17 protein-coding genes are annotated in these 17,599 nt (G+C 71.1%); 9 read left to right on the top strand and 8 right to left on the bottom strand.

Features of this window, described 5'->3' with window-relative positions; all coding sequences use genetic code 11:
- Nucleotides 1-11 precede the first annotated feature (11 nt).
- Nucleotides 12-1,340, bottom strand: coding sequence for a hypothetical protein (locus ACIBPC_RS18000; RefSeq protein WP_398845690.1), 1,329 nt, complete (start codon nt 1,338-1,340; stop codon nt 12-14).
- Nucleotides 1,341-1,393: 53 nt separating this feature from the next.
- Between ACIBPC_RS18000 and ACIBPC_RS17995 the strand changes: the two genes are divergently transcribed.
- Entirely contained in the window at nt 1,394-2,152 is a 759-nt protein-coding gene (locus ACIBPC_RS17995; RefSeq protein ID WP_398845688.1) for a metallophosphoesterase, read from the top strand.
- Nucleotides 2,153-2,161: 9 nt separating this feature from the next.
- Here the strand turns inward: ACIBPC_RS17995 and ACIBPC_RS17990 are convergent, their stop codons facing one another.
- The 4 genes from ACIBPC_RS17990 to ACIBPC_RS17975 all read right to left on the bottom strand — a co-directional run bounded on the left by ACIBPC_RS17990 (nt 2,162) and on the right by ACIBPC_RS17975 (nt 9,408).
- Nucleotides 2,162-3,448 (bottom strand): hypothetical protein, encoded by a 1,287-nt coding sequence (locus tag ACIBPC_RS17990; protein ID WP_398845685.1) that lies wholly within the window; start codon nt 3,446-3,448, stop codon nt 2,162-2,164.
- A gap of 128 nt (nt 3,449-3,576) precedes the next feature.
- Complete coding sequence (locus ACIBPC_RS17985; protein ID WP_362958165.1) at nt 3,577-3,975, bottom strand: hypothetical protein; 399 nt, start codon at nt 3,973-3,975, stop codon at nt 3,577-3,579.
- Nucleotides 3,976-4,256: 281 nt separating this feature from the next.
- On the bottom strand, nt 4,257-4,892 hold the full coding sequence (locus ACIBPC_RS17980; protein WP_398845682.1) for a hypothetical protein: 636 nt from the start codon (nt 4,890-4,892) through the stop codon (nt 4,257-4,259).
- Nucleotides 4,893-4,929: 37 nt separating this feature from the next.
- Nucleotides 4,930-9,408: a DUF6531 domain-containing protein gene (locus tag ACIBPC_RS17975; RefSeq protein WP_398845679.1), complete on the bottom strand. Its 4,479-nt coding sequence runs from the start codon at nt 9,406-9,408 to the stop codon at nt 4,930-4,932.
- 234 nt (nt 9,409-9,642) lie between these two features.
- On the opposite strand from ACIBPC_RS17975, the gene ACIBPC_RS17970 reads away from it, so the two are divergent.
- From ACIBPC_RS17970 to ACIBPC_RS17940, 7 genes are all read left to right on the top strand, one after another.
- Entirely contained in the window at nt 9,643-10,386 is a 744-nt protein-coding gene (locus tag ACIBPC_RS17970) for an SIR2 family NAD-dependent protein deacylase (RefSeq protein ID WP_398845676.1), read from the top strand.
- A gap of 117 nt (nt 10,387-10,503) precedes the next feature.
- Nucleotides 10,504-10,926: a hypothetical protein gene (locus ACIBPC_RS17965; RefSeq protein WP_398845673.1), complete on the top strand. Its 423-nt coding sequence runs from the start codon at nt 10,504-10,506 to the stop codon at nt 10,924-10,926.
- Nucleotides 10,927-10,950: 24 nt separating this feature from the next.
- Nucleotides 10,951-11,445, top strand: a complete 495-nt coding sequence (locus ACIBPC_RS17960) for an SDR family NAD(P)-dependent oxidoreductase (protein ID WP_398846554.1) — start codon at nt 10,951-10,953, stop codon at nt 11,443-11,445.
- Nucleotides 11,446-11,661: 216 nt separating this feature from the next.
- A complete protein-coding gene (gene tgmA, locus ACIBPC_RS17955; protein WP_398846553.1) occupies nt 11,662-11,973 on the top strand; it encodes a putative ATP-grasp-modified RiPP in 312 nt (103 codons plus the stop codon).
- Nucleotides 11,970-12,920 carry an ATP-grasp ribosomal peptide maturase gene (gene tgmB / locus ACIBPC_RS17950; RefSeq protein ID WP_398845670.1) on the top strand — a complete coding sequence of 317 codons (951 nt, stop codon included), beginning with the start codon at nt 11,970-11,972 and terminating at the stop codon, nt 12,918-12,920. Before tgmA ends, tgmB begins: the two co-directional genes overlap by 4 nt.
- Nucleotides 12,917-14,047, top strand: a complete 1,131-nt coding sequence (tgmC, locus tag ACIBPC_RS17945) for an ATP-grasp peptide maturase system methyltransferase (protein WP_398845667.1) — start codon at nt 12,917-12,919, stop codon at nt 14,045-14,047. Before tgmB ends, tgmC begins: the two co-directional genes overlap by 4 nt.
- Nucleotides 14,048-14,160: 113 nt before the next feature.
- Nucleotides 14,161-15,384, top strand: coding sequence for a transcriptional regulator (locus tag ACIBPC_RS17940; protein ID WP_398845664.1), 1,224 nt, complete (start codon nt 14,161-14,163; stop codon nt 15,382-15,384).
- Nucleotides 15,385-15,453: 69 nt separating this feature from the next.
- On the opposite strand, the gene ACIBPC_RS17935 is transcribed toward ACIBPC_RS17940, so the two are convergent.
- Genes ACIBPC_RS17935 through ACIBPC_RS17925 form a run of 3 tightly spaced genes read right to left on the bottom strand, consistent with a single transcriptional unit; the run spans nt 15,454 to nt 16,681 of the window.
- The gene (locus ACIBPC_RS17935; RefSeq protein ID WP_362958134.1) at nt 15,454-15,654 is read right to left on the bottom strand and encodes a DUF397 domain-containing protein; all 201 of its coding nucleotides are present in this window, start codon (nt 15,652-15,654) and stop codon (nt 15,454-15,456) included.
- A 47-nt stretch (nt 15,655-15,701) separates the two neighbouring features.
- Nucleotides 15,702-15,899, bottom strand: coding sequence for a DUF397 domain-containing protein (locus tag ACIBPC_RS17930; RefSeq protein WP_398845660.1), 198 nt, complete (start codon nt 15,897-15,899; stop codon nt 15,702-15,704).
- Between the two features lie 5 nt (nt 15,900-15,904).
- Nucleotides 15,905-16,681 (bottom strand): helix-turn-helix transcriptional regulator, encoded by a 777-nt coding sequence (locus ACIBPC_RS17925; RefSeq protein WP_398845657.1) that lies wholly within the window; start codon nt 16,679-16,681, stop codon nt 15,905-15,907.
- Nucleotides 16,682-16,861: 180 nt separating this feature from the next.
- Between ACIBPC_RS17925 and ACIBPC_RS17920 the strand changes: the two genes are divergently transcribed.
- A complete protein-coding gene (locus ACIBPC_RS17920; protein ID WP_398845654.1) occupies nt 16,862-17,302 on the top strand; it encodes an ATP-binding protein in 441 nt (146 codons plus the stop codon).
- Nucleotides 17,303-17,599 lie beyond the last annotated feature (297 nt).

Genomic DNA, 17,599 nt, shown 5'->3' with positions numbered 1-17,599 from the left:
GTTCCGGAACCTCAGGACGCCTCGTCGAGCACGCGGAGGGCCCACTGGTTGTTGGCGCTGTTGTAGCCGCGGATCTCCTCGGCGGCGACGGGCAGGTTGAGGAGCGCGGCGTGCATCACCCCGTCGCTGCCGGAGCGCTCGTCCAGCTCCCAGCCCTTGCGGTGGCTGACGATGGCGGTGGACACGAGGTCCTCGGTCATCCGCCGGGTGGGGGTGACGGTGGCGTAGCCCATGACCTCGCCGAACTTCTGGAAGTCGCCCCACCACCCACCGGTCCCCTTGTACCTGTAGACCTGGAAGAGGCGGGCCATGGAATCGGGCATGCGGACGGTGTCGTGGCCGTAGGCGGTGAGCATGCCGTCGGCGAAGGCGCCCGCGATGCCGCTGAGGCGGTCGTCGTCGGCGGGGGGCAGGCGCAGGTCGTCGCGGCGGAGGAGGAGCCGTCCGAGGTCCACGAACGCGTCGCCGCCGCCCGCGTGCTCGTAGAACGCATCGAGGTAGCGGTATTCGGCGGGGGTGAGGTCCGCGTTCTTGCCCCGGGCGATGATGGCGAGGAGCGGTTCGAGGTTGCGGAGGGCGAAGTCCCAGTCGATGTCCCCGGGGCGGTCCGCGGACTTCGCGAGTTCGAGCCGTACGCCCTCCGCGAGGAACGCGGCGTTGCCCGGTGTGAGCCACAGGTCGAGGGCGCCGTCGGTCACGTCGTAGCCCTGGGCGGCGAGTTCGGCGGCGCGGCCGGTCATGCGGGTGCGGTAGCCGTCGACGGCGTCGGTGAGGTCTCCGGCGACCGCCGACGCGTCGCGTACGGCGGCGCGCAGGTGCCGTTCCCTGATGGTGTCGGCGGCGTCGTCGGGGATGTCCACCTGGCAGATGGCGAACTCCCAGTCCTGCTGCGCCGCGGCGATGTGCCGCCGCACCGTCGCGTGGAGGCCGTCCGGCCCGTCCAGCAGCTCGGCGACGGCGGTCCTGGTGTCCATCGCGTCGGCCATGGCGAGGCGCAGCGTGTCCACGACCTCGTACATGCCCGCGGCGCCTTCGCCCTGGAGTCCGCGCGCGGTCTCGGCGAGGCGCTGCTCGGCGTCGGTGAACGGGACGCCGTCCGCCGCGCCCGACCTCTCGCTCAGCTCCTCCGAACGCGCCGCGAGCTGTCCCGAGTTGACCGCCTCGCCACCGGCCCGCGCGTAGACCACGGCGGTGTCGCTCATCTCCTCCGGGTCGATCTCCCGCAGGAACGCGGGACCGGTCTTCCAGGCGTCGGGCCCGCCGTCCGCCGTCACGGCCGCCCTGACGTCCTCCTCGGTGAACCCCCGGTAGTCCATCGCCACCGCCCTCCGCCGCCGCACATACCCGACCGTATGGTAGCGCCGCGCCCCGGACGGCCCGTAGCGTCGGGGGCGTGACACGCGTGCTGGTGGTGGGGGACGTCCACGGGAACTTCGAGGCGCTGGCCGCCTGGTCGGCCGCCGTCCGCGCGGCGCACGGCCCGGTGGACGCGATCCTCGCCGTCGGCGACGTCGAGCCCAACCGCGACGACGCGGAGGCCGCCGGGGTCCACGGCCCCGCCAAGTACCGCAGGACGGGCGACTTCCCGTACGTCCACCACGGCCTGCTCGACCTCGGCGCGCCGCTCCACTTCATCGGCGGCAACCACGAGCCGTGGCCCGCGCTGGACGCCGCGGGACCCGGCAGGTGGAGCGGCGACGTGTACTTCCTGGGCCGGGCGGGCACGGCCGAAGTCGCCGGGCTGCGCGTCGCGTTCCTCTCCGGCATCCACTCGCCGCGCGTCAGCGAGGCCGCGCGCCCGCGCCGCGAGACCCTCAAGGACCGCACGTACTACAGCGCCGGTGAGCTGGCCCGCGTCCGCCGCGCCGACCGCCCGCACATCCTCCTCACGCACGACTGGCCCGCCGGGATCGGCGACGGCCTGCCCTACGACTCGGTCGGCCGCCCCGAACTGCTGGACCTGACACGCCGGTTGCGCCCGCGCTGGCATTTCTGCGGCCACATGCACCGCCGCCACCACGCCACCGTCGGCCCCACCGAGGTCGTCTGCCTCGCGCACATACGCGACGGGGCGCCGGCGTTCGCGCTCATCGAGCCGGGCCCCGACGGCGAACTCGGGCTCGCCCCGGTCGAGGCCGCCGCGCCCGCCTGACGGCGCACATCAGCGTGCCGCCTCCAGGCGCTTGTCCGCCCAGTAGTTGTCGTACCGCCCGATCTCCTCGGCCGCGACCGGCAGGTTCTGGAGCGCGGCGTGCAGCACGCCGTCGCTGCCGGTGTTGCCGTGCTGCGAGCGGATGCCGACGATGGCCGTGGACACCAGGTCCTCCACCATCCGCCGCGTCGGGGTCGCCGAGGCGTAGCCCATGACCTCGCCGAACTTCTCGAAGTCGTGCCAGGCGGAGCCGCTTTCGCGCCACTGGTAGACCTTGAACAGGTGGGCCATCGAGTCGGGCATGCGGACGGTGTCGTGGCCGTACGCGGTGAGCATGCCGTCCGCGAAGGCGCCCGCGATACCGCTCAGCCGGTCGTTGTCGGCGGCGGACAGGTCCAGGTCGTCGCGCTCCTGGAGGAGGCGGCCGAGGTTGACGTACGCGTCGCCGCCGCCGGCGTTCTCGAAGAACGCGTCCAGGTAGCGGTACTCGTCGAGCGTCAGGTCCCCGCCCCTGCCCCGGGCGATGACGGCCAGGAACGGCTCCAGGTTGCGCAGCGCGAAGTCCCAGTCGATGTCCTCGGGGTTGTCCTCCGCCTTCTCCAGTTCGAGCCGCACGCCCTCCGCGAGGAACGCGGCGTTGCCCGGCGCGAGCCACAGGTCGAGGGCGCCGTCCGTCACGTCGTAGCCCTGGGCGGCGAGTTCACCGGCGTGGCCGACCAGGCGGGTGCGGTAGCCGTCGATGGCGTCGGCGATGTCACCGGCGATCACGCGCGCGTCGCGCACGGCGGCCCGCAGGTGCTGCTCCCTGATCGTCTCGGCGGCGTCGTCGGGCATGTCCACCTGGCAGATGGCGAACTCCCAGGCGGTCTCGGCGGCGGCGATGTGCCGCCGCACCGTCGCGTGCAGGCCGTCCGGCGCGCTCAGCCGGTCCGCGACGGCGCCGCGCGTGTCCATCGCGTCCGCCATGGCCAGGCGCAGGGTGTCCACGACCTCGTACATGCCGTCCGCGCCCTTGCCCTGGAGTCCGCGCGCGGTCTCGGCGAGGCGTTCCTCGGCGTCGGTGAACGGGACGCCGTCCGCCGTGCCCGACTTCTCGCTCAGCTCCTCGGAACGCTCCGCGAGCTGGAGGGAGTTGACCGACTCGGCCCCGGCCCGCGCGTAGACCACGGCGGTGTCGCTCATCTCGTCGGGGTCGATCTCGCGCAGGAACGCGGGACCGGTCTTCCAGGCGTCGGGCCCGCCGTCCGCCGTCACGGCCGCCCGCACGTCCTCCTCGGTGAAGCCCTTGTACTCCATCGCCGCATCCCCCCGCCGTCACGACCGGACCGGACCGTACCCGACCGTATGGTAACGGGCCCCGGCGCGCCACCGCCCGCCACGCCCCGGTGGGACACGGCGGGCGGCGGGGGCGTGCCGGGCGCGGGTCAGATGAGTATCCAGCCCGTCCACGGGGTGCAGTCCTGCTCCCGGCCCTCGGCGCCCTTCTGGATGCACGTCTTGAAGTGGATGTGCTTCTTCTCCGCGAAGTTGTAGTCGCAGATCACCGTCCAGCCCTCGCCCAGGGCGTTGTGGCACGAGCCCTCGCGGCCGTAGTCCGTCTCCCACTTGACCACGGCGCGGAAGCCGTCCGCCCAGGTGTCCTTGACCGTGATGTCGTCGCCGTTGTGCTGGAAACAGCCGATGGCGACGATGATGTCGACCTGGTTGTGCCAGTTCGTCATGCAGGCCTGGGCGTCCCGCGCCTGGGCCGGTGAGGCGGCGACGCCGCCCGCGATCAGGGCCGCGGCACCGACGGTGCCCGCGAGACGGGTGAGCGTTCTCATCTGGTCGTTCCTCCTGGTGACAGTGGGTGCGCCCCGCCGGTGGGACCGGCCGGGCGCGGAGCGAGAAGATGACAGGCGGGCCCGGGACGGCGGTGTGCACACAAAGGGTCACGGATGCGAAGTCCCGGGCGAGCCAAGGGTCAACGCGTCCCCCGACATCCCCGTCAACGTGCTGTCTACCAGAGCGGACAGGCGGGGCACAGGCTGTTTCCCCCAACAGGAAACAGCGGATCGGGCCGCAGGGAGTTCTTCGCGGTGGCGAACCCCGGTCGTGGCGCGGCTCACACGCCGATGGCGTCGCCCAGCGCGTGCGCGTACGCCCGGCAGGTCGCCTTGGCGGCGGCCGGGGTCGGCGCGTCGGGGCGCAGGATGCCCGGCAGGTGGGCGACGCGCCACATGCGGAACGTGTCGCGCAGCGCCGCGTCCCCGTCCCGCCCCAGCAGCCCGGCCACCAGGCGCACCGCCTCGGCGACGAGCGGCACGTTCTCCGCGAGCCCGCCGCCCCGCACCCCGGCGGCCCCCACGAGCGCGTGCAGGAACGCCGTCAGCACGAGGTCGCCGCCCATCCCCAGCATGCGGTCCACCACGGCCGGGTCGGCCATGTCCGGCGGGTAGTCCTCGATCGCCCCGGCGTGCAGCAGCAGGTAGAGGCCCGCCTCGTCGGCGCTGCGCTCCGTCGGCCAGCCCGCCTCGTGGAAGATCGCCATCGTCCCCGGCTGGAACCGCCCGATCCGGCGCACGAGTTCGAGCACGCGCGCCAGGACGTCCCCGTGCGCCTCGGCGAACGCGGCGGGCGAGACCGTCGTCACCGGCCGCCCGGCGGCGCGCACGCTGCCGACGTCCACGGCCGCCCACAGGGGGCCGAAGATGTCGTGGCCGAGGGTGGTCTCGGAAATGGGCGGGAGGGCGTCCGTCATGAGCGCGCGTTCTCTGCTTTCTTTTCCTGGCGGCCGGTCAGAAAGTACCGGCGAAATTGCGTCCGATGGCTTCCATGGTCGGCAGGATCTCGGTGATTCCCTCGTTGACGATCGCGAGGCCCTCGGGCGTGTTGACGAAGAATTCCGGCTGGTTCCCGTTCGGCCCGCCCATCTGCCGGATGGATGCGGCGAATTCCTCCGGGACCTTGATGCGGACGACGTGCCCGCCACGGCCGTAACCGGTGGCCGCGCGTGTGAAGTCGTCCGTCATGTAGACGCCCGCCTCCGGTGTGCCGGGCCGTTTCGCCGTCTGCGAGAGATCGAGCGCGAATTCCGTGCCCTGCCAGTTCATCGAGCCATGGTACAGAATCGTGTAGGGGCCGAGACCGAGCGGATCGGTCTGCTCCAGCGGATTCCGCACGTAGGTGTGGGGATTGGGCGCCGGGTCGAGTCCCAGGGGGTCCTGGGAGAGATAGCGGGCGGTCTCCGGGTCGTAATAGCGGTGGTAGTTGTAGTGGAGTCCGCTCTCCGGGTCGTGGTACTGGCCGGGAAAGCGCAGCGGGGTGTGCGCGGAGCTGCCCGCCGGCCAGGCGGTGAGGCCCCACAGCGTGCGGTGGCCGCTCCACGCGATCCGCCCGTCCTCGTCGACCAGTTCGGTGGGCGTGCCCACCAGGTCGGAGACGATCGCGAAGAACCGCGCGTCCGTGTCGTCGTCGGTGTCCGCCCCCGCGCCCGTACGGCGTTCCGTCTGCGTGACCGGCGCGAGACCGTCGTGCTCCCACGTCAGGCTGACGGGCCGCGCCATGCCGGGCCCGCTCGTCGTCTGCTCGACCAGCGTCGTCCCGTCCCAGGTGAACGCGGTCTCCTCGGCGACCGTCACCCCGTCCGCCGCCAGCCGCTGCTTCGCCGTCCGGCGCCCGAACGGGTCGTACAGGTAGCGCCACACCGTCCCGTCCGGCGTCGTCAGCGCGACGAGCCGGTCCTCCGCGTCCCACGCGTACCGCCACACGTCGGGCTTGCGCGACAGCCGCGTCCTGCGCCGCAGCGTGATGCGGCCCGCCTTGTCGTACTCGTAGTGCACCGCGCCCGCGCGCCGCAGGCCCGTGCCCCGGTAGGTGCGGTCGCCCTGCGACTCGACGCCGGGGCGGTGGCCCGACCAGGAGGCGTGCGTCTGGTTCCCGGCGGGGTCGTACGCGTACGACTCGACGCTGTCGCGCCCGCGCACGTCGGTGACGCGCCCCGCCGCGTCGTGCGTGAGGCGCGTGTCGCCGCGCAGCGCGTCCCGCACCCCGGCCAGGCCGCCGCCGGGGCCGTACGCCCAGCCGAGGCGCTGGAGCGCGTCGCCGCCGGACGTGACCGCCAGGTCCGTCGGCCGCCCCGCCGGGTCCCAGGCGCGGGCCAGGGACAGGGCGTCGTCCACGCGGCGGCCGGTCTCGCGGCCCACCGGGTCGTGGTCGAACGACACGGTGTGCCCGGCCGCGTTGAGCCGCACCCGCCGCCCGGCGGCGTCCCAGTCGTACGAGCTGGCCACCCCGGACGGCGTGCGGCGGGACACGCGGCGCCCGGCGGCGTCGTAACCGAACGACAGCGTCCGCCCGTTGACCGTCTCCGAACGGACGCGGCCGAGCGCGTCCCGCTCCCACGCCATCGTCAGCCCGGGGCCCGTCACCCGCGCCATGCCGCCGCCGCGGAAGTGCTCGAACGCGTAGGCCACGCCGTCGAGGGTCTTCCCGGTGAGGCGGCCCAACTCGTCGTAGGCGAACGTGACGGTCTGCCCCGCCGCGTTGGTGCGCGCCACGAGGCGGTCGGCGGCGTCGCGGCGGTAGGTGGTCGTGCGGCCGTCGAAGTCCCGCTCCGCCGCGAGCCGTCCGGCCGCGTCGTACGTGTACTCCCAGGCGCGGCCCCGCGGTCCGGTGACCGAGGTGAGGCGCAGCGACGCGTCGTGCGTGAACGTGTGGCGCGCGCCGTCCGGGTCGGTGCGCGCCGTGAGGAGGTCGAAGTGGCCGTACTCGAAGGCGGTCACGCCGCCGTCGGGCGCGGTGTGGCGGACGCAGTTGCCCTCGCCGTCGTACTCCCAGGCCTCCGTCGCGCCGTCCGGTCCGCGCCGGGCGGCGGGGTGCCCGTCCGCCGTCCACCGCACGGCGACCGTGGCGCCCAGCGCGTCCGTGTACTCGGCGACCCGGCCGAACGCGTCGTACCGCCGTGTCGTGCTGTGCCCCAGCGGGTCGGTGATCAGGACGGGCAGTCCGGCCGCGTCGCAGCGCAGGCGGGTCGTCGCGCCGAGCGGGTCGGTGACGGCGGCGAGGGCGCCGCGTGCGTCGTACGCGTAGCGGGTGGTGGCGCCGGAGGGGTCGGTGACGGCGACGCAGTTGCCCCGTTCGTCGAACTCCCGCAGCCAGCTCCCGCCCGGCAGCGCGGCCGTCGCGGTCCGCGTCGCCCCGTCCCACACCGAGCGGGACACGGCGCCGTCCGGGTACGTCACCTCGACGGGGCGCCCGGCGGGGTCGAGGGTGACGCGGGTGGTGCGGCCGAGGGCGTCCGTCCAGGCGGTGACGTGGTGGTGGGCGTCGTAGCGGGTGCGGGTGGTGTGGCCCAACGGGTCGGTCTCGGCGACGACTTGGTACGCGTCGTTGACGACGAAGCGGGTGACGTCCCCGGCGGCGGTCGTCAGCGTCGTGACGCGGTGGCCCGGCCAGGCGGGGTCGGTGCCGTCGTACTCCAGGGTGACCGCGATGTGCCCGGCCTCGCCGCCTTCGGAGACGCAGCGGTCGCGGGCGTCGTAGGCGTAGTCGTAGCGGCGGCCGTTGGAGTCCGTCCAGGAGGTGACGCGCAGCCGGTGGTCGTAGGCGAGGCTCAGCAGGCGGCCGGTGGGGCCGTGGACTTCGGTGAGGTCGCCGTCCGTGTAGTGGTAGCGGCGTACGGCGGTGCGGGTGCCGTCGGCGTGGAGCAGGTCGAGGGCGGTGACGCGGCCCTGGTCGGTGGTGAGCGCGAGGTGGTAGCCGCCGGAGTGGCGGATGGCGGTGGGGGCGCCGTCGCCGTCGCGGTCGAAGTCGGCGTGGTTGCCATTGCGGTCGGACAGGCGGACGAGCCACGCGGTTCCGGTGCGGTCGGGCGGGGGGAAGTGGCGGACGAGGCCGGTGGCGGGGTCGGTGAGCGTGCAGCCGCCGTCCGGCGTACGGGCCAGCGGGCGCCGGGGGCCGACCTCGGGGAGGACGGGGGCGCCGGACTGCGGCGGGTGGGGGTAGGCGAGGAGCATGCCGTCCTCGGCGAGGAACACGACGCCCTCGCGGTCCGTTTCGAGCCGCTCGTCCACGGTGGACGACCACGTGGGGCCGAACCAGCGCCCGGCCCGGTAGCCCGAGTCCACGCGCCGGGTGAACGCGAACGGCAGCGTGCCCGGCAGGGTGAGGTCCGTCTGCGGCAGGAACATGCGGCCCGTCGCCATGTCCACGGGGTCGCTGCCGGTGGTGCGGAGGATGCTGCGGAAGCGGGACTGGAGGGCCTGGGCGCCGTGGGAGAGCATGGCGCGACCGCGGGTGGCGAGGCCACGGACGCCCTGGGCAATGCCCCGCAGCCCGGTACGGGCGGCGGCAAGGCCGCCTCTCAACCCTCGGGCGAGACCGCCTAGCGTGGTGAGCCCCTTCATGCCCGGGATGCAGTCCAGGGCCGCGAACGCGACATCCCACAACGACGCTTCCCCATTGGCGTACTTGACCAGTGTGTCCGCCAGCACGACCAGCGCCGCCGCGAGCACGACCCACGCCAGTGGCCCGCCGATGATCATCACCACGACCCCGAGGACGGCGACGATCACCTTGCACACGTCAACTATCGTGTCCCAGTTCTCCGTGACCCAATGAACCGCCTTCTGCCACCACTTGCGGTTCTGGATCCCGGCATCGGACGCCTCGTCGATGTCACGCGCCGCCTCCCGGGCAGCCTCCTCACGCATCTCCCTGGCCTGCCGCGCCAACTCCCGCGCCGCATCCAAAGAGTCCTGCGCCGTGTCCACCCGGGCCTGTGCGGACTCCCGCGCCTGATCAGCCGCCTGCCGATCCCGCGTGGCCGCACGCACCTCCGCCTCATCCGGCGCAGGCGCACCCGCCCGCTCCCCCTCCCGCTGAAGGCGCTCCGCCTCCTCACCAGCCCTGCCAACCCAGTCCTGCGCATCCCCCAACGCACCCTGCGCCGACGTCAGATCAGCCTGCGCAGCAATGGCACGATCCAGCGCGCGGTCGGCCTGCCCCTGCGCCGCCTGCAACTTCGGCCAGTACGTCCCCAACGCCTGCGCACACAAGTCGTACGAGTCCCGCAGCTTCTCCAAGTTGCCCGGCACACCGTCGAACTCGCTGCGGAACGCCTCCGCCGACAACCCCGCCCAGTCCTGCACCGCACGATCCGACGCCAGACCCCGGACCTTCCCCAGCGCCTCCGCCACATCATCGGAGAACGCCTGCAACTCATCCGCCAGCAGCCGCACCTCCTCCGGATCACCCGGCGTCGGATCAGAATCCATCCCCACCGGAGACCAATCAGAAGGACGTGCCACGGCCGAACCCCCATGCCCCGTAAGCGTCGTGCGATGGAGACACGGTAGGGACGCGGCCCTCAGAGGATCAATGACCGTTCTGTCACAGGACATCCACGATCGAACCCCGACGACTCACGGGCGTCCGCTCGCCGACTGTTCGTCAGCCCTCATGCGAGAAACCGGTGTCGCGGGGCTGGGCAACGGGTTGAGACTGGTCGCATGAACGATGTGGCGGTGGCCGACCGCAGACCTCGGCTCGCGGTCCTCACCGGGGCCGGCATCTCCGCGCCCTCGGGGCTTCCCGTCTACCGGGGCGGCGACGGCATGTGGGACCGCGATCCGGACGTCGCGAAGCTCACCACCGCGTCCCGCTGGCGCGGCAGGGCCCGACAGGCGTGGGACCACTGGAACGAACTGCGCCACGCCTCCGCCCTCGCCCGGCCCAACCCGGCACACGCCGCGCTGGTCGCCGCCGAGGCCTTCTTCGACGTGCACATCGCCACCCAGAACATCGACGGGCTCCACAGCAGGGCCGGGTCCGCCTCCGTCACCGAACTGCACGGCAGCGTGTTCCGCACCCGCTGCTCGGGAAAGGCCTGCCACGCCCGCAACGGTGCCTGGCCCGACGAGGACATCCACGAGACGCTGCCCACCTGCCCGCACTGCGGACGCCTCGCCCGCCTCGACGTCGTCCTGTTCGGCGAACGCCTCCCCGCCAAGAAGATGCGGGCCTCGATCGACGCCGCACGGCATGCCGACGTGTGGATGGCCATCGGCACATCCGGCACGGTCTTCCCCGCCGCCAGCCTCATCGACCACTGCCGCCCCGACACACTCCGGGCACTCGTCAACGCCCAGCCTTGGACCGACAGCACAGCGACATTCGACCGGGAGACACTCGGCGACGCCGCCACCGTCCTGGCCGACGTACTCCACGACCTGCACACCGCCACCGTCCGGTAACGGGAACAGCCGCAGCGAGGAGAGGGCCAGAACCCGGCACGAGGGCGGCTGGCTCGTGGATGAGTGCCGCATCAGCGCTGACGCGTCGAGTCCCCCCGCGCACTACGCTGCGGGCGCATGGACCCGATCTTCCGACTTCCGGCCAATTCCCCGCTGGCCGTGACCGCTTCCGGGGATGGGGGCCTGATCCCGTTGCGTGTCCCGGCCGGTTGGAATGTCATCTACAACCAGCTGTGGGTTCGACGCCTGCCGGATGGAAGGGTCAGGATCAACGACTCCGAGGACCTGTACTGGGCGCGTACCGCACCACCGCCGTGGCTGACCGCGGAGGAGGTGGCCGAGAAGGGCGGCCTGCGGGCTCGGGAGATCACCATAGACGCCGGCTGGTACGGGCGCCACGGCTTCCGCATCGCCGTCCTCGATCCCGGCTGGGAGCACGAGCGGGCCGCGCACACCACTGCGGACCTCGACGAGTTCGTCGCCACCCTGGAGACGTGGATGCGGATGATCACCGTGCAGGGAAAGCTCCCCGAGTCGTGAGCGACGCGTCGTCCGCGTACGTACCTGGGCGAGCGCTCTCGACGTCAACCTGACCATCCACTACCGCGTCAGCCACGCTGTCACCTCGGGGACGGTCGCCGACAGTGGGGGCGCATCATCAACGTCTCCAGCGTCAACGCCCGTGCCGAGCGCCCCGGCCTGACCGCATACAGCACCGCAAAGGCCGGGACCATCGGCTTCTCCCGGTCCCTGGCCAGGGAACGTGGTCCCCACGGCATCTGTGTCAACACTGTCGTCCCCGGCGCCATCCAGGCCGACGCCGAGACCACCCTGCCATGCCCGTCGGCTCCGACGGCGGGGGCGGATCAACGGCGGCGCGGGGCTCAGTGCGGTATGCCTTCGGTCAGGCCTCGGGCGCCCTGCCTCAGGAGGTCGGCCCAGACCCGCCCTCCCTTCACGCCCCGGTCCGCTGTGCTCCGTCGCTGTGCTTCCCTGCGCCCTGCCCCGACGCCAACCCGGTGCTTACGGTGGGCAGGCCGGCATCCCACCGTGGAGTAGCTGATCCCAGTGTTCTTCCCTCCGAACAAGCAGCCGACGACCTGTATGCCGGATCAGATGAAGATCCACGATGACGTTCGGTTCGACGATCGGGACCGTCGGGTTGGGAACATGCGGGACAGGGCCGGTGCCACGGGGCGCGTGCTCATCCCCTACGGACGCGGTCCGTTGGCGATGACCGACTCAAGGAAGATCTCCCACATTCCGGAGGTATTGATGTTCGCCCACTCGGACCGGATGCCCCAGGGGACTCCGCTCCCCAACGGCATCGCCACACCGGTGCCATGGGGTCTGCGTCGTATGGCTCCGTACCCCGCGCAGTCTCGTGGATACGCAACGGTCGAACTCGACCCCGCGACGCAGACGGGCCGTTACTTCGACGAGGGCGGCCAGCCCCTGATGATGCCCGGCCATGGCACCAGCACAGGCACCAACCCGGCCACGAACACGGGCAACCCGTCGGACGGACAGAGCGGTGGCGGGGACGGCGGCGGGGACCAGGACACGGGTAACGACTCCGACCAGTGACAGATCTCGGTCCGGTCCTGGTCGTCACCAACCTGGACGACCCCACGACCGACCTGGTGATTGACGAGCTGTACGACCGGGGCGTCCCGGTCGTACGGTTCGACTCCGGGGACTTCCCCACCACCCTGTCGATCGCGGCGCACATCACTCCGCACGGTATGCACGGGTCGCTGACGACTCCGACCCGCACCGCGGACCTTGCACGTGTCAGGTCGATGTACTACCGCCGGCCCTCGGGCTTCACCTTCCCGCACCTGGACGAGCAGACCGCGCGGTTCGCGATCACACAGGCCCGTTATGGGCTCGGCGGGGTCCTCGCCTCGCTGCCGGACTGCCTGTACGTGAATCACCCTCACAGGATCGGAGACGCCGAGTTCAAACCCTCCGGCCTGGCGGCTGCCGTGGCGAGCGGCTTCCACGTCCCGGCGACGCTGATCACTTCGGAGCCGATCGAGGCACGCGAGTTCGTCCGCCGGTACCGGTCGGTCGTCTACAAGCCTCTCTCGACGCCCCTGTACCGGGTCGATGGCGTGTCATCGACAGTCAGGATCGAGAGGGTCGCGGCGGACGAGATCGATGAGTCGGTCTCGGGCACGGCGCACCTCTTCCAGCACGTCGTGGACAAGGTGGCGGATGTCCGCCTGACGGTCATGGGAGAGCGGATCTTCGCCGTTCGTATCGACTCGGGCCTCTTGGACTGGCGCACCGATTACTCAAAGCTCGCGTACTCGGTGGTCGAGGTTCCGGAGGGCGTCGAGAAGCCGATCCGGGCCTATCTCGAACATTTCGGGCTGGTCTTCGGCGCATTCGACTTCGCCATCGACGCCGTTGGGCGATGGTGGTTCCTGGAGTGCAACTCATCCGGCCAGTGGGCGTGGCTGGAGCCGGAGACGGGTCTGCCCATGACCGCGGCCATGGCTGACCTGCTGGAGAGGAAATCGGCATGAGCGACAAGGAGCAGGAGTGGAGACTCCAGCTCGCACGGACGCTGGACGAAGGCGGGTCTCTGCGGACGAAGCCCTGGCGCGAGGCCGTCGAGGCTGTGCCCCGGCACGAGTTCCTGCGCGGCGGGTTCTTCGAGCGGATCGACGGGGACGGGCCGACCGCCTGGACCCCGGTCATGTCCGACGATCCCCAGTGGATGGCGCGCTGCTACGAGGACGCATCCCTGGTCACCCAGATCGCCGGGACCATTGTGCCCGGTGACCTGCGAGGCCGGATCATGCGCGCCCCCACGTCCTCAAGCACCCTGCCGGGCCTGGTGGTCCGCATGTGGGAAGACCTCCAGGTGGAGGACGGCGATCGGGTGCTCGAAGTCGGCACCGGCACGGGCTACTCGACGGCACTCGGCTGCCACCGCTTGGGTGACGAGCTGATCACATCGATCGAGATCGATCCCGGCGTATCCGGTCGAGCGGGAACGGCTCTGGCGCGGGTCGGCTTCCACCCCGACCTCATCGTGGGTGACGGCTTGGCCGGCCATGGGGAAGGCGCCCCGTACGACAGGGTGATCGCCACGTGCGGGCTCGTCTCGATCCCCTACGACTGGATCAGGCAGACACGGCCCGGAGGCATCATCGTTGCCACCCTCGGCGGGTGGATGTACGCCTCCGAGCTTGCGCGGCTCACCGTCGGCGAGGACGGAACGGCCTCGGGGCCGTTCCTCGGTGGGCGGATCTCCTTCATGCTCGCCCGGCCCCAGGCGCCGCCGCCGCTCGGACTGCTGCCCGACATGAGTGAGGGAGAGGAACGCGTGGCGGCCCTCGGGGCTGAGGTGATCAACGACTGGGACACGCGGTTCGTCGCTCAGATCGCAGCTCCCGGCGCACAGCGGATCAGCCTCGACCGGGATGGTCGGACGGAACATGTGCTGATCGATGTGGACGAAGGATCATGGGCCGCGTTGACCGAGACAGGCGGGCGATGGACTGTCCGCCAGGGTGGCCCCGCTCGGATCTGGGACGACATCGAGGCGCACGTCTTCCTCTGGCGTGCGGACGGGGCACCGACTCTGGACAAGTTCGAGATCACGATCACCCCGGACGAACAGAGCATCACCTGGCGGAAACCCTGATCAGAGCAGTTCCGTGCGACGGAAGACGCAGCCGACCGCCGACCGCGCGCGTCGGGTCTGCGGCCCGCGGACGGGTGCGGGCATGGCGAGCCGGCGAGGTCCCCACCCCGCCCATGCCCCAGCTCATCGCCGAATTCCTCAGCGACCGTACGGGTGTCCTGCTGACCAGCGCGGACCTGGCCTTCCCCGACCGGCGGGCCCCCGTGGTGACGGGCCCCGCGATGGCCTGGCAGCCCGCGCCCACCGTGGCCGCGATCGACCACCTGACCAGGAGCGAGATGATGGTGCCGCACAGCCGTGACTCCGACGAGGCCCGGGACGTACACACCGGCGACGACCTGCTCGTGCCCCTGCACCAGTGGGCCACCGCCACCCCGTCCGCCCTCGCCGCGCGCCGCGGACGGATCGGGGCCACGGACGTCGAGGGCATCCGCGCCGTCACCACCGTGTTCCGCGACGCGGACAACCGGCACGGCGGAGTCCTCTCCCGCCGCGCCGTCGTCGCACAGATGGCCGACGCCAACGACCTTCTCAAGACCGTGAGTTACCGCGACGAGGACACCGCCCGTGCCCTGTTCGCCGCCGTCGCCGACCTCGGCTCCGTAGCGGGCTGGATGACCTTCGACGCGGGCAAGCACCGCAGCGCCCAACGCCTCTTCATCACCGCCCTGCACGCCGCGAGCGAAGCAGGCGACCGTGCCTTGGGCGCGCACATCCTCCAGTGCATGGCCCGGCAGATGTCCCACCTCGGGCACTACCGGGAAGCCCTCGATCTCGTGAGCCTCGCCGAATACGGCGCGCGTCACGAGGCGACCCCCGCGACCCGCGCCATGCTCGCCGCCCTCCGTGCCCGCTTCCACGCCATCCTCGGCCAGATCCCGGAGAGCGAACGGGCGGCGGGCACGGCGCAACAACTGTTCACCACCGTCGATCCGGCCGTCGAACCCCCGCACATGGCGTTCTTCGACGAGGCCGAGCTGTGCGCGACGCTCGGTGTCGTCCACCAGATCGCGGTCAAGCACGACCGCGGGCCCTCCCGCCGCGTCCGCGCGCAGTCCTCGCTCGAACTCCTCGGCCGTGCCCGGGACCTCCGCCCCGAGCACCGCGTACGGTCCGCCGCTTTCGACGCCATCGGCCTGGCCCGCACACACCTCGCCATCGGCGACGTGGACGCCGCGCTCGCGCAGACCCACCGCGCCCTCGGCGTCTTCCGCAGCATCGGCTCACCACGCGTGGGCGACAGCCTGAGCGACCTGCACCAGGAGGCCGCACCGTACGGGACCAGCCGGGCCGGGACGGAGCTGCGCGAACTGCTCGCCGAAGCGCTCACGCCGTGACGCCGCCCCGAAGACGGCCACGGTCAGCCCCCGATCTGCCCGGCCAGGACCTCGACCGTCAGACCGTGGTCAGTCCTTGACGAAGCCGATGAACGCGCGCCAGGCGGGGGTGGGGGTGATCAGGATGCGCTCGGGGGCCTTGGAGTCCCGGACGGGCACGACCTGCGCGAAGCCGTCAGCGACCTCGACGCAGTTGTCTTCTCCCCAAGTGCTGTAGCTGGATTTGTGCCAGTGCGCGTTGCTGAGGTTCGGGTGTTCGATCCGCATCATTTCGGACCACCTTTCATCAGCTGATGCGTTCCCGGAGGCTGTCTCGCTCAGTCCTTGACGAGGCTGATGAACGCGCGCCAGGCGGGGGTGGGGGTGATCAGGATGTGCTCGGGCGCCTTGGAGTCTCGGACGGGCACGACCTGCGCGAAGCCGTCGGCGACCTCGATGCAGTTTTCTTCTGCTCCGGAGCTGTAACTGGACTTGCGCCACAGCGCGGTGTTCGCGTTGGCCGGGGTGACTGGCATGAGCTTTAGCGGTCTTTCATCAGTCTGCGAATGAACTCCAGGGAGTCCAGTGGGGAAAGCGCGCGAGCGCTCACCTCATCGTAGGAGACGCGAAGCTCTTCCACATCGCTCGGCTCCTCGATCGTTTCGCCCGCTCTGTTGCCTTCCAGATAGGCGGCGGAGGTTCCGTCGGGGAGCCAGAGGAGGGACAGGGAACCGGCCATCAAGTTGTGGAGGCCAGTGCTCAGAGGGAGCACCTGAACGGTGATGTTTGGGAGCTGGGCGTCATCGAGCAGGCGCTGGAGCTGACGGTCCCAGGCATCGCCGTCCTTCAGGCGGCGCCCGAACGCCGATTCGTCCAGCACGACGCGAAGGTACGGGGGGTGGTCCTCCCGGCGTAGCATCTGCTGGCGGCTCATTCGAAGCGCCAGCCTCGCCTCCAAGATTTCCTCCTCGGCAGGGCGATGCGGTGCCGACCACATCAGCTCCCGGGTGTACTCCTCGGTCTGGAGGAGCCCGGGGATCACCTGCTGAACGTACTTGTGGATGATTCGAGCCACATCCTCCAGCTCCATGTATCGCTGGTTGCGGGTGGGATGAATGTCATCCTTGGCGAGCGCCCAGAGGTTCTGAAGACCGCGCCCGGTCCCGTACACCTCGTCGAGGCGTTTGGCGGTCTCCAGGTCACCGATACGCTCTCCGCGTTCCAGCCGGTTGAGGTAGGAGCGGTCGTACCGGGCTCGCTCGGAAAGCTCTCCGAGCGACAGTTTGGCCTCGGCGCGCAGAGTGGCCAGCTCGTTCATGAACTGCCTGCGCGCCGGAGGAATCGGTTTGGTTTCTGGGCTTGGTCCAACCATCGACGTCCCTCACAGAGCAGAAACTCGTTGTCGGGTCAAGAGGCATCAGCTAACCCCTGGTCAGCGTAGCTCTGCGCCCGCGAGGCTTGTAGCCGTTTCGTCACAGACGGCCAAGGAAGCCCTCCCATGCCCCCACCCCGCTACCTGCTCCAACCCCGTTCCACAGGTGTCACGTTCACCTGGGACCTGTATGCCCATGCCCGGCGGATCGAGACCTGGCGCCGTACGGTGAGCCTGGTCCTGACCTCCTGGGGTGCGTCGGACGCCACGGTCGAGGTGGCCCGCGTCGGAGTCTCGGAACTGCTGAGCAACGTCGTCCGGCACGCCGGTGATCCGTACTGCTGTCTGTCGGTGGTACGGGCTGGCGAACGGGTGACGGTTCGGGTGGGGGACCGGTCCTCGTGTGTGCCGAAAGTCGCCGAGCCTGCCTGGGACGCGGAGTCCGGGCGCGGGCTGTGGATGCTGCGGGCGATGTCCCTCGACTTCGGCTGTGATGCCGAAGTCGGCGGCAAGAGCATGTGGTTCAGCCTTGACCTCGATCCGGTGGACGAGGGGGCGGTGGCGTGATGGCGGCGTTGCGGTGTGTCGGGAGTGTCCTCGGGGTCGTGGCTGTGGTGGGTGGTGGTGTGCTGCTCGGGTTGGTTGTCGCGTTCCTCTGCCTGCTGCGTGTGCTTGCCAGGGCTGGGAAGGGCGAGGGGTGAGTGTGCAGGAGTGGTTGGTGGGTGCGTGCTGGTTCTGGTGTGGGCATCGGGTCACGCTCGTCACCCGTGTTGGGGATGTTGCGGTGGCGTCGCCGCCGGGTGAGGCGCCGCTGTATGCCTGTGGGCGGTGTGTGGAGCAGCTTGAGGCGTCCGTCGCTGATTT

It is taken from the genome of Streptomyces sp. NPDC049879 (genome assembly GCF_044461265.1).
Taxonomy (GTDB): domain Bacteria; phylum Actinomycetota; class Actinomycetes; order Streptomycetales; family Streptomycetaceae; genus Streptomyces.
This window is presented reverse-complemented; position numbering and strand designations above follow the sequence as displayed.

Bases quoted from the DNA above. Each gene is read 5' to 3' on its own strand.
- ACIBPC_RS17990 (WP_398845685.1), bottom strand. From the start codon at position 3,448: ATGGAGTACAAGGGCTTCACCGAGGAGGACGTGCGGGCGGCCGTGACG.
- ACIBPC_RS17985 (WP_362958165.1), bottom strand. From the start codon at position 3,975: ATGAGAACGCTCACCCGTCTCGCGGGCACCGTCGGTGCCGCGGCCCTG.
- ACIBPC_RS17980 (WP_398845682.1), bottom strand. From the start codon at position 4,892: ATGACGGACGCCCTCCCGCCCATTTCCGAGACCACCCTCGGCCACGAC.
- ACIBPC_RS17975 (WP_398845679.1), bottom strand. From the start codon at position 9,408: ATGGATTCTGATCCGACGCCGGGTGATCCGGAGGAGGTGCGGCTGCTG.
- ACIBPC_RS17970 (WP_398845676.1), top strand. From the start codon at position 9,643: ATGAACGATGTGGCGGTGGCCGACCGCAGACCTCGGCTCGCGGTCCTC.
- ACIBPC_RS17965 (WP_398845673.1), top strand. From the start codon at position 10,504: ATGGACCCGATCTTCCGACTTCCGGCCAATTCCCCGCTGGCCGTGACC.
- tgmA (WP_398846553.1), top strand. From the start codon at position 11,662: ATGTTCGCCCACTCGGACCGGATGCCCCAGGGGACTCCGCTCCCCAAC.
- tgmC (WP_398845667.1), top strand. From the start codon at position 12,917: ATGAGCGACAAGGAGCAGGAGTGGAGACTCCAGCTCGCACGGACGCTG.
- ACIBPC_RS17940 (WP_398845664.1), top strand. From the start codon at position 14,161: ATGCCCCAGCTCATCGCCGAATTCCTCAGCGACCGTACGGGTGTCCTG.
- ACIBPC_RS17935 (WP_362958134.1), bottom strand. From the start codon at position 15,654: ATGATGCGGATCGAACACCCGAACCTCAGCAACGCGCACTGGCACAAA.
- ACIBPC_RS17930 (WP_398845660.1), bottom strand. From the start codon at position 15,899: ATGCCAGTCACCCCGGCCAACGCGAACACCGCGCTGTGGCGCAAGTCC.
- ACIBPC_RS17925 (WP_398845657.1), bottom strand. From the start codon at position 16,681: ATGAACGAGCTGGCCACTCTGCGCGCCGAGGCCAAACTGTCGCTCGGA.
- ACIBPC_RS17920 (WP_398845654.1), top strand. From the start codon at position 16,862: ATGCCCCCACCCCGCTACCTGCTCCAACCCCGTTCCACAGGTGTCACG.